Below are 12,984 nucleotides of genomic sequence, written 5' to 3'. Positions count from 1 at the left end.
CCCGCGGACGCGCCCCGGCCCGGATCGGACGGTGGGTCGACCGGAACACCTTTCTCGACCCACCGTCCGCCACCCGTATCCGGTGCCGGGGCAGCGCCCTAGCCGACCCTGACCAGGTCGAACCGGTCGAAGACCATGCTGTAGCCGGTGGAACCCGCGTTCTTCCCGACCACCACGGCCCGCAGGGTGTGGTTGCCGGCGGACAGCGACAGCGTGCCGAAGTCGGTCGGGTAGTAGGCCGCGCCCCCGTACTGGTCCTGCGGCGGGCCGACCATGGCGCCGTCGACGTAGAGGGCCAGGAACGCCCGGTTGCCGTTGCGCTTGCCGATCGCGCGCAGGTCGTAGACGCCGGAGGCGGCCACCGGGAGCGTGAACTGGAGGTACTGCCCCTTCGCGGTCCCGTCCAGGGCGGTGGCCGCACCGCCGCTGGCCCCGGCCTCGGTGAAGACCCGGCCGGTCAGGCCGGGCGAGGCCGTGGTGGACAGGGACTCCGCCTCGACCCTGGTGACCGGTGCGCTCGCCGTGGCCGGGGTGACCAGCACCTTGTACACGGCGTTGCCGGGCAGCGTGCCGAGCGCGACGGTGGCGCCGCCCGAGGACAGCGTCACGTCCGAGTCGAGCACGACCTGCGGCGCGGACAGGGTCGACGCGTTGCTGATCCGTTCCGCCCGGACGTGGACGGCGTTGGACAGCGACAGCGCCGACGCGTTGTTCAGCCGCAGCGACACCCCCTGGTCGCTGGCGGTCTGGTTGCCGATGAGCAGGACGCCACGGCGCTGGCCGGTGTCCAGCGAACCGAGCGCGTCGACCGTGGTCGCGGACGACGAGGTGACGTTCACCATCCGGCCGGTCATCGTCTTGTAGGTGTTGTAGTTCCACCAGACGCCCTTGGGCAGGGTGCCGGTCGCCTTGTCGGCGGAGTTGCCCAGCGTGGCGATGAAGTTGTTGTCGCTGCCGATGTAGTCCCAGTCCGAGGTCAACGCGTCCTCCAGACCGTTGGGGACGCTGCGCTCGAACTGCGCCAGCCAGCGGACGTTCGGCCCCGCCGCCCAGGCGTCCGCGTTGCCGTAGCTGCTGCCCTGGTACTCGGTGATCGCGATCGGCATCGGGGTGATGCCGTTGGCCTGCATCCAGCTCCTGATCTGGGCCGTGTGGCCGGGCACGTCCGTCGTGGTCGGGTTCAGTTCGTGCCAGGACAGGACGTCGGGCAGGCAGCGGTTGTCGCGGCAGTAGATGAGGAACTGCTGCAGCTTGGTGAAGTTGTAGGCGCTCAGCTCCGGAGCCTCGACCCGGTACGACGAGTTGCGGGCCTTCACCGCGTCGTAGGCCACCTTGTGCGCCTGGAAGTACGTGGTGGTGTAGAGGTTCCCCCACTGCGCTTCCGGCTCGTTCCAGGGGATCCAGGCGTTGACCCGGTAGCCCTTCTGCTCCGCCTCCGACACGACGCCGTTGACGATGGTCGTCCACGTGCTGAAGTTGCCGTTGTCCCCCGGGCGGTAGTTGCGGTACGGGCTGTTCGGGTTCGCCGTGTAGTAGTAGAGGCCGACCCGCAGGTTCGCGCCGGTCGCCGAGACCCGCTGGTACGTGGCGGGGTCGTAGAGGCTCGGCAGGTTGGGGTGGTAGTCGGCGCCGCGCTGCGACCTGACCTTCACCCCGTCCACGAGATACTGCGCGGGCGAGGCCGCCGAGATGCCGTGCAGGAAGCCGCTGGCGACCTGGGTGGCCGCGCCCCGGTCGGCGCCGTAGTCGACCGTGATCGTGCTGGTGGCCGCCGCCTGCGCCGCGGGGGCCTCGACCGCGACGATGCCGGCGGCCACGAGGATGCCGGCGGCGACGGCGGTGAACGTTCGTCCTGTTCTGACGGATGTCATCGATCTCCTCCTGGGAAGATCCGGGGACGGGAGCCGCGCGCGCCGGACGTCCGGCGCGCGGGCGGGACGCGCACCGTGCGGCGGTGCACGGCGCGGGTGGTGCGTGGTGCGGTGGTGCGTGGTGCGGGCGGTGGCCCGCACCGGTGGTGGTGGTGCTGGTGGGCCGGCTGGCCGGCGACCGCGTTCAGGTCGCCCGGTAGGGGCTGAGCCGGCCGCACATGCCGAACGGCCGCTGGTCGGGCTCGGGTGCCGTCCGCACGCGGACGTTCGCCTCGGCCAGGTGCGCGCCCGAGCCGTCGGCCAGGGAGCGCAGGCGACGCCGGACCTCCCGCAGGGAGGCGGCGGGACCGGCGTCGAGGATGCGGTGCCAGGCCGCGGTCCGGGGCGCGGTCAGGGACACCGCCGCCCGGTACAACTCCCGCAGCGACGAGGTGTCACCGGCGGCCAGGTCGCGCCTGATCGCGAGGTAGCCCCGCACCGCGAGGTCGCGCCGGTGGCGGGCGCGGCGCTCGGCCGCCGGGGAGTCGGCGGGCTCCGGCCCGAGGCTGGCGGCCTCGGCGTACGCCGCCGGGTCCGCGAGGATCTCCGGCGGGAAGGTGAGTACGGCGTCCCCGGCCTCCGGCAGCCCGGAGTTCTCCATGATGACGACCACCCTGAGGCCGCCGAGGTTGACCGCCCGGTGCACGGTCCCGGGCGTGAACCAGGCGACGGTGCCGGGCAGCAGCGGGGTCGTGGCGGGACCGGCGGGGGTCAGGGTGTGCAGCTCGCCACGCCCGCCGACGACGACGTACGCCTCGGTGCACGCCGTGTGCAGGTGCGGCGAGCCGCCGTGGCAGCCGTCCGACGCCGCCCAGGGGTAGACCTCCAGCCCGGAGACGCCGACGCCGTTGGGCAGGTTCACCACGGGTGCTCCTTCAGGTACTCCTCGACGCGGTCGGCGTCCCACGCGCCGTCGGCGACGACGAGGCGGTAACGCCGCCGCAGGGTCGCCCCGGCGGCCAGCGCCACCTCCTCGGCGAACGCCAGCGACGGGTTGACCGCCGGGAAGGGCTCGTTGCGGACGAACCAGACGGGCGGGCTGTCGTCGGCGGCGGGGTCGGGCACCACGACCACGGTCGAGGCCGCGTCGACGACGTCGTGCGGACCCGTGTACGCGAGCCAGGCCGCGCGGCGGCCCATCACGCCGGGCCCTTCCAGGCCGCCGGCGGCGAGGATGGTGCCGCCGGTCAGATCGCGGGGCCCACGCCAGAAGAAGCCGCTGTAGCCGGCCGCCTCCCGGCCGAAGACGGTGGGACTGCCGATCTCCAGCCGCCCCCCGCTGACGTTGGTGAGCGCGGTGGCGACGGTGAGCTCCCACGTGCCGGCCGGGCCGTCGACGTCGTGCACCGCGATGTCGCGCTGCTCGGAGATCCAGTGCCGGCCCCCGGCGCTGCGCCAGCACACCCGCTCGGTCAGGTCGATCCGGTCGTCGCCGACGTCGAACCGGGAGAACGCGTCGTGCCGCAGCGACCCGACGTTGTCCAGCCGCTGGTAGCCCTCGCCGCGCACGTAGCTGTAGCCGCCCCAGAAGTTGTCCCCGGACAGGTGGGAGATCGTCATCGCGACGCCCTTGTGCCAGCGGTGGTCGTGCGGGCGGTGCGCCGAGACGAGGTTGCCGGCGGTGGTGCGTACCGGGTGGAAGAAGGGTGCCGGGCACTCCCACGGGTCCGGCTCCGCGCCGTACACGTAGGACACCAGGTCCCGGTCCCGGTCCCGCACGCCGACCGTGACGGCCGTGCCGATGTCGTGCCGGACCCGCAGGCGGGCCGGGCTGCCGGGGGTCATGCGGTGCTCCGCGCGGGCGCCCAGCCGGCCGTGTCGCCGTGCAGGGCGTGATAGAACGGGTTCTGCGGGACGAGTTCGGCCCGCCGCACCGACCGGCCGGTCAGAGCCGACTGATACAGCGCGGTGACGAGCTCGAGGGTGCGACGCGCGCTCGCCCCGCTGGCCGGCGGGCGCACGCCGGCCAGCATCGCGGCCAGCAGCAGCGAGAACTGGGCGGTGTGCGAACTGGGCAGGTCGGGCTCCGGCAGCCGCCACCGCCGCTGGCGGTCGTCGGCCACGCCCGGGGCGGCGGTGTACGTCCAGTGGCTGTTGCGGTAGCCGTACAGGTGGGTGAGTTCGACGGTCGCGTCGGACAGGTCGATCCGCAGGTAGCTCTCCTCGCGGGGCGACAGGATGCTGTTGGTGATGCTGGCCAGCGCGCCGTTGGTGAAGCGGACGAGGGCGAGCGAGACGTCCTCGGTCTCGACGTCGCGGTCGAGCCGCCCGGCGATCGCGGTCACCTCCTCCCAGGGCCCGAGCAGGGTCAGCAGCAGGTCCATCTGGTGGATTCCGTGTCCCATGGTCGGGCCGCCGCCCTCGGACGCCCAGCTGCCGCGCCAGGGGACGGCGAAGTAGGCGGGCGGGCGGTACCAGGCGGTCGTGCACTGCGCCAGCAGCGGACGGCCCAGCTCACCGGCGGCGAGCAGCGCGGCGGTGTGCCGCGCGGCGGAGCCGAACCGGTGCTGGAACACCACCGACGCGTACGCCCCGCTGGCCTGTTCGGCGGCGGTGATCCGGTCGAACTCGGCCAGCGTGCGGCACGGGGGCTTCTCCACCCAGGCCCAGCTCCCGGCCGACAGCACCGCTTCGATCTGCCCGACGTGTTCGGCCGGCGGCGTGCACACGTGCACCAGGTCCGGCTGTCGCGCGGCGAGCATCTCGTCGAGGTCGGTGTAGCCGGCGGTGATGCCGGCGAGCTCGCAGAACCGTGCGACCCGGGACGGGTCAACGTCGACGGCGGCGACGAGTTCGACCCGGTCCCCGTGTGCCTGGACGGCGGGCAGGTGGCTGCTGGTGGCGATTCCGCCGGTGCCCACGACGGCCACCCGGATGCGTTCGTCTCGACGGGTCACGCGGTTGCTCCTTCGGCGGTCGGTGCGACGGCGGTTCGGTCCTGCGGGTGGGGTGCGGCGGACGGGTTCATCGGCGGGACCGCCGGTCCCGGGCGGCCACCGCGGTCGGATCGACGAGCCGCAGGGCGGCGAGCAGCAGCACGAGGGTGGTCAGCATGTAGACCACCGCCATGGCGTTGATCTCCTGCGAGGCGAGTTCGCCGGCCTGGACCGCCGCGCCGTACAGCGCGACGACCAGCGTCTGGCTGTCCGGTCCCGAGACGAGGAACGTCAGCTCGAACTGGCCCACGACCCGCACCAGCGTCAGGACCCCGGCCGCGAGCAGGCCGGGCACCAGCAGCGGCCCGAGGACGTGGACGAAGACGCGTCGGTTCGTCGCCCCGCAGACCCGGGCCGCCTGCTCGATGCGGGGATCGATCTGCTCCACGAACGGAACGAGCACCAGCACGGCGAAGGGAATGGCGGGGACCAGGTTGACCAGCACGATCCCCGCGAGGGTGTCATTGAGTCGCAGCCGGTAGACCAGGGTCGCCAGCGGCACGGCGTACGTCATGACGGGCACCACCTGCGGCACGAGGATCAGCAGCAGGAGCAGCCTGCGGCCCGGGAAGGTCAGCCGGGCCAGCACGTAGGCGGTCGGCAGCGCCACCGCCAGCGTGACCGCGACGACGGCGACCCCGACCCCGACCGTGGTCGCCAGCAGGTGCCCGAGGTCGAAGGTGGCCCACGACTGGGCGTACCAACGGGTGGTGTACCCGCGCGGCAGCCAGCCGTCGGTGAACTGCGTGGTGAGCGAGGTGAGCAGGACGGTGGCCACGGCCAGCAGCAGGCCCCCGACGAACACCCACAGCCCGCCCCAGGTCACCGCTCCGGTGAGGGTGTGCCGGAGCGGCCGGCGGCCGGGCCCGGGGAGCGTCGGGGCGGTCTCCTCGGCGGGCGGGGCGGCGACGCCGGTCATCCCTTGCCCCCGGTGGTGGGCCCCCGGTGGAGCAGGCCGCGTCCCCAGAGCACGAGGCCGAGGACCGCCAGTTGGACGACCGCCATGACCACGGCGGCGGCGGACGCGGTCGGGTAGCGCCCGTAGCTGTACTCGGTGTAGGCGATCTTCGACAGCACGCGGGTCGGCCCGGCGTCGTTGCCCACCAGGGTGGCGGAGGGGAACACCCCGAACGCCAGCACGAACGACAGGCAGAACGTGATCGTCATCCCGGGCAGCAGCAGCGGGAACGTCACCAGCCAGAACCGCTGGGCGGGACGCGCGCCGCAGACCGCGGCGGCCTGCACCAGGCTGGGGTCGATGCCGGAGGTGTACCCGACCATCAGCAGGAACGCGAAGGGCAGCCCGGTGAACACCAGCGACAGCAGCACCCCGGTGAAGTTCCCGACCAGTTGCAGGGGCTGGTCGACGACGCCGGTGTGCAGCAACGCCCGGTTGAGCCAGCCGGACGGGCCGAGGAACTCCTTCATCGCCGAGGCGACGAAGACGGTGCCCAGCGTCATGGGCACCAGGACGACCGCCATGATGGTGCGCTTGGCCCGGACCGTTCCCCGCATCCGGTACGCGACCGGCACCGCCAGCGCGACGTTGACGATCGAGGCGGCGAGCGCCAGTTCCAGCGTGATCAGGATCGACTCGCGGCTGCCGTGGTCGTTGACCAGCCGGTTGGCGAAGAAGTCACGGTAGGCCGAGAACCAGCCGCCCGTGCCCTGCAGCGACAGCCCGACGCCGTAGCACAGCGGATAGACGAAGAACACGATCATGAACACCACGCCCGGCGCGACCAGCCACAGCGTGGGCGTGAGGCCCCGCTGGCGGGCCCGGTCCCGCCAGGTGAGCCGGTACGCCTCCGGGTGGTCGAGGTCGCTGGTGGCCCCGGCGGGCCCGGCCGCCCTCACGACGGCTCCCGACCGGCCAACAGGGCGGCCCCGCCGGCCCGCGCGCCCTCCTCGGGGGCGGCGAAGACCCGGATCCGGTCCGGCGCGACGACGGCCACCGCCCGCTCGCCGGGCCGGACCGGCTGGTCCGAGCGGCCGTGCAGGACGCGCCCACCGGGGCCGGTCCCCTCGACGGCGAAGCTCCGGCCCTGGTACTCGCACACCCGCACGTCGACGGGCACCTCGTTGCCGGCGCCCGTCGCGGGTTCCCGGGTGATCAGCAGGTCCTCGGGCCGGATCATCGCCACGACGCGACCACCGTCCGGCGGGGTGCTCCCGGTGCCGCCCACCCGGAGCACGAGGGGACCCGCGTCGAACACCCCGGCGGCCAGTTCCCCCGGCACGCTGTTGCGGTAGCCCACGAACCCGGCCACGAACGCGTTGGCCGGCCGCTCGTACACCTCGGCGGGCGTGCCGACCTGTTGGACCGTGCCGTCGCGGAGCACCACCAGCCGGTCGGCCAGCGACAGCGCCTCGGCCTGGTCGTGGGTCACGTAGATGGTGGTCAGGCCGAGCTGCTGGTGCAGCGCCCGGATCTCCGTACGCAGGTCCAGCCGCAGGCTCGCGTCGAGGTTGGACAGGGGCTCGTCCATCAGGACCAGCCGCGGTTCGACCACCACGGCGCGGGCGATCGCCACCCGCTGCTGCTGGCCACCGGAGAGCTGGCGCGGATACCGGTCGGCCTGGGCCCGCAGGCGTACGAGGTCGAGGGACCGCCGCACCCGCTCGGCCCGTTCGGGCTTCGGGCAGCCGCGCATGCGCAGGCCGAAGGCGACGTTGTCGGCCACGGTCAGGTGCGGGAAGAGCGCGTAGTTCTGGAAGACCATCCCGATGCCGCGCTTCTCCGGCGGCAGCCGGTCGATGCGCCGGCCGTCCAGGCTGACGGTGCCGGTCGTCGGTTCGAGGAGCCCGGCCAGCAGGTTCAACGCCGTCGACTTCCCGCAGCCGGACGGGCCCAGCAGCGCCACGAACTCGCCGGCGGGCACGTCGAGGTCGAGGCCCTCCAGCGCGGCGAAGGAGCCGAACTCCCGGCGCAGGGCGCGGATCCGCAGCGCGCCGCCGCCGCTTCCCCGGCCGGTCACCTCTTCGCGCCGATCGACCGGTTCCAGATGTCGTACTTCACCTGCACGTGGTCGCCGACCACGGGGTTCTGCACCTGCGCGGTCGCCAGGAGCCGCTCGTTGAAGTCCGGGCTGCCGAACCGCTGGTACCGCGCCCGCGCGTCGGCGGAGGCCATCGACAGCTCCACGCCCTGCACCGGGAAGGCGGCGCGGAACGGGATCGTCAGCGCCTGCTGACGGGGTTGCAACAGATACTTGATCAGGGCCAGGCAGACGGCCAGCCTGTCCGGAGCGACGCCCCTCGGTACGGCGGCCCACTGGGCGACCTCGATCGTGACCGGATCGTCGAACGCCTGCAGCGCGAACTGGTCGCCGAGCACGCCCTTCGCCCTCATCTGGACGTCGAAGCCGGTCTCGGTCAGCACGATGTCGAGCGAGCCCCGGGCGAGCGCGTCGAAGGTGTCGACGGTCTTGGTGGCGTACGGCGCCGTGTACCTGTTCAGCTCCGCCAGGTACGCCCAGGTCCTCGTCCACGTCGCCGGGTCGGCCGGGTTGGTGTCGCCGAGCATGTGGGGCAGCGCGTCGGTGAACTGGTTCGCCGGCCCGCTGCCGGTGGGCACGGCGGCGTACCCGAACCGTCCCGGGTGGGCCTTCGCCCAGGCCAGCAGCTCCTGCGGGGTCTTCGGCGGGTGCGCGACCGTCCGGGTGTCGTACGCGAGCACCGGGCCGTCCGGCTGGCCCGAGATGATCATGCCGGTGCCGTCGAGGGCGGTCTGCAACTGCCGTGCCGCCTGGGTCATCACGGCGGCGGGGTCGGGCAGGGCGGTGGCGTAGCCCGGCAGCAGCGGCACGACGGTCTGCTGCTTGGTGAGCAGGGACAGCCCCTCGGTGCCGGTGAGCACCAGGTCGTCCGTGACGTTGCCCGACTGCTGCTGGGCGTAGAGCTTCCCGACGACGTCGGTCGGTGTGCCGCTTTCGTACCGCACCGAGGACACGAGCTGCGGGTGTTCCCTGGCGAAGTTCTCGATGATCGGCTTGGTCAGGGCGAGGACGCCGGACACGTCCAGGATGCGTAACGCGACCGGCCTGGTCGGTAGGTCCGGCACCGTCGTCGGCGGTGCCGCGACCGGGGTACGGTCCGGGGCGGCGCACCCGGCGGCGACCGCGACGAGCAGGGCGAGGGCTGTCGCGAGCGCGGTCGGACGGGATCTCGTCATCGACGATCCTCCTGGTCAGGATGGTGCGGAGGCCGACACCGGCGGCGGTCACCGATCGGGCGTCAGCGCACGACGAGCCGGCGGACGCCCGGCCCGCTGGTGCGGGCCGGTCCCGTTGGTCATCGCTTGCGACGTGAACTGCGCGGACCTGGCCGGGGCCCCGCCTGTGGCGGCACGGACGGTGCCCGGGCCAGGGCATGGCACGAGGGCGGCGGGAACTCGCCCGGCGGGGACCGGGCGGGACCCGGCCGGGGCGCGCCCGAACACCGAGCGAAGTACCCTGCGAACGGACGGCAACCGTCGCCGCCGGTCAGCTGGTTCGGATCCGCCGCGGACCCGCACTGCAATTAGACGCACATCGATGCTTTTCGCCTACGATAGTGATCGATCACTTTTCTGTCAACGCTCATCGATCAATGCTGCCGACCAGGGGGGATGAGACATGGCAACCGGGTATCCAGAGCCGGCCGGCCGCACCGGGAAGGCTGCCACGATCCACGAGGTGGCCCGTGCCGCCGGCGTCTCCCACCAGACGGTGTCGCGGTTCCTCAGAGGCCAGGGAGGGCTCAAGCCCCAGACGTTGCAGAAGGTCACCCAGGCCATCGAGAAGCTCAACTACCGGCCGAACCTCGCCGCGAGGTCCATGCGGACCCGGCGGTCCGGCCGCGTCGCCGTCGTGCTGCCCGGCCCCACCGACTTCGTGCCCACGCGGCTGCTGAACGGTGCCGCCGACGCGGCCCACGAGTCCGGCTACCTGCTGGACGTCGTGGGGCTCGAAGGCGACGCTTCCGCCAGGGCCGACCGGATGCACACACTGCTGCATCCCGACAACATCGACGGCATCCTGGCCTTCGCCCCGCTCGCCACCCGCATGGCGGGCCTCGACCTCACGTCCTTTCCCGTGCCGGTGCTGGTCGAGGGCGAGTACGACGACAACATGCGGGCCCAGGGCCTGCTCGCGGACGCCGCGCCGATGGCCGAGATCGTGCGCCGACTCGCCGCCGACGGCCACCGCCGCTTCGTGCACGTGGCCGGCTCCGACCTGTGGGCCTCCGCGCGCAACCGCCGCAAGGTCTACGAGGCGACCGTCGCGGAACTCGGCCTCACCTCCTGCGCGGTCGTCGATGGCGACTGGACCGTACGGTCCGGCTGGGAGGCGGCCACCACGGTGATAGCCCGGTGCGGAGCCACCGCCGTGCTGGCCGCCAACGACCGGGTCGCGTTCGGGGTCATCCAGGGGCTACAGAGCCTGCACATCGACGTGCCCGGCCAGATCAGCGTCGTCGGCTGGGACGACGAGGAGATCGGCCGGTACATGCGGCCCGCGCTGTCGACCGTCAGGGTCGACCGGGAACGGCAGGGCCGGGAGGTGATGCTGCGGCTCCTCGCCCTCCTGAGAGGCGAGGAGCCGGAAAGCCTGGCACACCCGCCCGGCCTCAACCACGTCGTGCTGCGCCAATCGACAGGCCCGGCGCCGGGGGCGTGAGCCGACCACTCGCGCGCCAGGCGACCGACGGGGTGGCGGCGTCCCCGCCCGCCCGGCCGTGCTCAGGTCCGGCCGTGCTCACGGCCGGCGGCTGCGATTGGCCTGCTCGAAGATGTCGAGCAGCTCCATTATCGCCCTGCGCTGCTGGTCGGTGTAGGCCGGATCCCGCAGGATCGCCTCACGGGCGCTCACCCGGGGCGCGCCCTCCCCGTCGATGGAGGCGGCCGGCGGGGCGGGCGCGCGACCGGCGAGCCGGTGCGCCTCGGTCAGGTCGATGTCGAGGGCGTCCGCGAGGGCATTGACGACGCGGGCGGTGGGTGGCCGCTTCCCACCCCGGAGGCGGTCGACCGTCGTGCGGGCGACGCCGGTCCGGGCGCGTAGCTCCTCGTCCGTCCAGCCGCGTGTGCCCTGCTCGTGGCGCACGCGCCACCAGAGGTCGTACGCCACGCCCCTTTCGGGCCCCCGAGTCACGTGCATGTTGTAGCACGACTGCATGATCCGGACATAGTCCCAGCCGCGATGGTGCCAGGCCACGGGGCCTTACTGCGTGTTCGTCCCGCATCGCTTTGCGTCGGCTTCGTGCGTCGACTAGCATCTTGTAACGCACGGATACGCTGCGATTCGATGCAAGGTGGGCTTCGATGACGGAGCTGGATACAGACCGCTTCCTGACCGTCCAGGAGGTCGCGGACGTCCTCCGGGTCTCCCGATGGAGCGTCGGGCGTTACATCGGGGCCGGCGCACTGGAGGCGATCAAGGGCGACGGGCCGAACGGCAGCATCCGCATCCCGCTCCGAAGTCTGCATGCCTACATCGAGGCCCACACTGTCGCCGGCTCTGAAAGGGGGCGAGGCGATCCACCCCGTGCCGGTGGCGCCGGTCCGGTGCTAGGTCCGGGTGCACATCGCGCGCGACCGCCGTCCTGACCCATGACACAGTGCCGCCTCCGACAGGTGTGGCCCGGAGGTGACTGCGCGCTATGCCCGATCGACGGGCGGCCATCTGGTTCACAGTCAGATGTTTTCGCACGTCAGTGCATATTTGTGAGAGTGCCGCGTCGTTATTGAAGCGTCCTCGTTGGATGCTGAGAATGGTGCGGGGCCGGCATGCGCCGGCCCCGCACCGGGAGCGGCTACCTCTGATCGTTGAACTTTGCGAGTGCGGCGATCAGGCGTAGCAGATGGGCGGTGGCCCTGGCTGCGTCAGCAGGGCCACCGTTTCCCCGGGCCTCCAGCACTACTGCTGCAAGCTCGAACGCGGTGGCCAGCGCCTCCACTGCTCGGACCGTGCCGTCTCGGGGTGCTGGCTGCCTCCCGGGACGGGCGGGGCTTGTTTCGTTGGGGCCTTCAGGCCTTTCAGTTTCTTCGGACACCGGTGACCCGAAGAAGGTCTACGTACTCCCCTCCGCGTTCGACTCAACGCTCAGCAGGGGCGGGAGTGACGGACGTTGCGACGGAAACGCGGGCACCGCCCCAGGGGTCGCCGGTCGCCGTGACTATTCCCTCACCGTCTTGCCACACGGTTTGTACGTTGACATTCGGGTCGAATCCTGCTTCCCGACCTTACAAAAGGTCTCATATTCCTTGTAACGGACACGTTTGACGAAATGCAGCGACGCGCTTGTCGCTAGTTGCAATTTGCACCATGCAACGCCGTGTGACATTGCCCACGATCGAAGGTTCGTGCCGTGGCGGTGACCTGTCATCATGCGCCGCCAGGCAATCGACGTCCGCGACGCCGCCTTGTCCACATTCGACTGCACTACCCAGGGCGCTGCGCCAGACCCGGCGAGTGCCGGCGGGTGTTACGGCAGAGGGTGAGGACCGGGTGAGAGCGGGCCGACGGCCGGCTCGCCGCACTCTCCCGCCGCACCAGTGGTCTCCTCGACTGAGGGCCCGGACCGGCTAGGCGGCGTAGGCGACTGCTGGCAGTGCAGCCGACGTCGAAGGTGAGCCCAACGCTTGCTGACGACACCGGGGGAGACTGTCGCCCCCGGTGTCGCCTACTGCAGCCGGGCGAGGGTGGGTCGAGGTCGAAGTCCAGGATTCGCGCCGTGAATCCGTCCGTGTCGGGGACATACGAGCACCCGTGGAGCACCCGTCGGCCCCGATGGGGTTCTGGTGGCCGTGAGGACGCCCCGGTAGCCTCGGTCTTTCACGGCTGCCGTGATCTTGGGGGTTGGGAAGGGTCTGCGGAGACGGCGAAGTGCCTGCCGCGTAAGGAAAACTGACCGGTGTCGAGTCGTTCAGAGTTCCGCGCGCGGAAGGCACTTCGTAGGTGCAGAGTACCGATTGGTCCAGAGGGTTGTCCGTCGAGGTCGGCGGTCGTGGTGTGGTGTCGCACGCCGGGTTGGTGTTGCTCCGTACGCTGGCTGACCGGACCGGTCTGACCGGGGCGTTGTCGCAGGCGGTGGCGCGTCGGGGGTTCACACCGGGCAGGGACCGGGGGCGGGTGTTGACCGATCTCGCGGTGATGATC

General features: G+C 71.9%; 11 protein-coding genes and 1 pseudogene. 3 read left to right on the top strand and 9 right to left on the bottom strand.

Annotation, left to right across the window (positions count from 1 at the left end; genetic code table 11):
- Nucleotides 1-98: 98 nt before the first annotated feature.
- From GA0070558_RS19695 to GA0070558_RS19660, 8 genes are all read right to left on the bottom strand, one after another.
- The gene (locus tag GA0070558_RS19695; RefSeq protein ID WP_141722266.1) at nt 99-1,871 is read right to left on the bottom strand and encodes a hypothetical protein; all 1,773 of its coding nucleotides are present in this window, start codon (nt 1,869-1,871) and stop codon (nt 99-101) included.
- Between the two features lie 184 nt (nt 1,872-2,055).
- Nucleotides 2,056-2,775, bottom strand: a complete 720-nt coding sequence (locus GA0070558_RS19690) for a cupin domain-containing protein (RefSeq protein WP_091282400.1) — start codon at nt 2,773-2,775, stop codon at nt 2,056-2,058.
- On the bottom strand, nt 2,769-3,695 hold the full coding sequence (locus GA0070558_RS19685; protein ID WP_091282397.1) for a DUF6807 domain-containing protein: 927 nt from the start codon (nt 3,693-3,695) through the stop codon (nt 2,769-2,771). Before GA0070558_RS19685 ends, GA0070558_RS19690 begins: the two co-directional genes overlap by 7 nt.
- The gene (locus tag GA0070558_RS19680; RefSeq protein ID WP_091282394.1) at nt 3,692-4,807 is read right to left on the bottom strand and encodes a Gfo/Idh/MocA family protein; all 1,116 of its coding nucleotides are present in this window, start codon (nt 4,805-4,807) and stop codon (nt 3,692-3,694) included. The genes GA0070558_RS19685 and GA0070558_RS19680 overlap by 4 nt, the downstream gene beginning before the upstream one ends.
- A 67-nt stretch (nt 4,808-4,874) precedes the next feature.
- Entirely contained in the window at nt 4,875-5,765 is an 891-nt protein-coding gene (locus GA0070558_RS19675; protein WP_091282390.1) for an ABC transporter permease, read from the bottom strand.
- Nucleotides 5,762-6,703 (bottom strand): ABC transporter permease, encoded by a 942-nt coding sequence (locus GA0070558_RS19670; RefSeq protein WP_256092029.1) that lies wholly within the window; start codon nt 6,701-6,703, stop codon nt 5,762-5,764. Before GA0070558_RS19670 ends, GA0070558_RS19675 begins: the two co-directional genes overlap by 4 nt.
- Complete coding sequence (locus GA0070558_RS19665) at nt 6,700-7,824, bottom strand: ABC transporter ATP-binding protein (RefSeq protein ID WP_091282386.1); 1,125 nt, start codon at nt 7,822-7,824, stop codon at nt 6,700-6,702. Before GA0070558_RS19665 ends, GA0070558_RS19670 begins: the two co-directional genes overlap by 4 nt.
- Nucleotides 7,821-9,020, bottom strand: coding sequence for an extracellular solute-binding protein (locus GA0070558_RS19660; RefSeq protein ID WP_091282382.1), 1,200 nt, complete (start codon nt 9,018-9,020; stop codon nt 7,821-7,823). The genes GA0070558_RS19665 and GA0070558_RS19660 overlap by 4 nt, the downstream gene beginning before the upstream one ends.
- A gap of 442 nt (nt 9,021-9,462) precedes the next feature.
- Here GA0070558_RS19660 and GA0070558_RS19655 point away from each other — a divergent pair, with 442 nt between their 5' ends.
- Complete coding sequence (locus GA0070558_RS19655) at nt 9,463-10,506, top strand: LacI family DNA-binding transcriptional regulator (RefSeq protein WP_091282379.1); 1,044 nt, start codon at nt 9,463-9,465, stop codon at nt 10,504-10,506.
- Between the two features lie 78 nt (nt 10,507-10,584).
- Here the strand turns inward: GA0070558_RS19655 and GA0070558_RS19650 are convergent, their stop codons facing one another.
- Nucleotides 10,585-10,977: a helix-turn-helix domain-containing protein gene (locus tag GA0070558_RS19650; RefSeq protein WP_176734276.1), complete on the bottom strand. Its 393-nt coding sequence runs from the start codon at nt 10,975-10,977 to the stop codon at nt 10,585-10,587.
- Between the two features lie 170 nt (nt 10,978-11,147).
- Here GA0070558_RS19650 and GA0070558_RS19645 point away from each other — a divergent pair, with 170 nt between their 5' ends.
- Both GA0070558_RS19645 and GA0070558_RS34485 read left to right on the top strand, forming a co-directional pair.
- The gene (locus GA0070558_RS19645; RefSeq protein ID WP_091282372.1) at nt 11,148-11,432 is read left to right on the top strand and encodes a helix-turn-helix domain-containing protein; all 285 of its coding nucleotides are present in this window, start codon (nt 11,148-11,150) and stop codon (nt 11,430-11,432) included.
- A gap of 1,351 nt (nt 11,433-12,783) precedes the next feature.
- Nucleotides 12,784-12,984, top strand: a pseudogene (locus tag GA0070558_RS34485) (IS1380 family transposase); the annotation flags it as partial.

The sequence above is a fragment of the Micromonospora haikouensis genome, assembly GCF_900091595.1.
Taxonomy (GTDB): Bacteria; Actinomycetota; Actinomycetes; order Mycobacteriales; family Micromonosporaceae; genus Micromonospora; species Micromonospora haikouensis.
The sequence above is the reverse complement of the archived record's forward strand: the minus strand, read 5'-3'. Positions and strand labels throughout refer to the sequence as shown.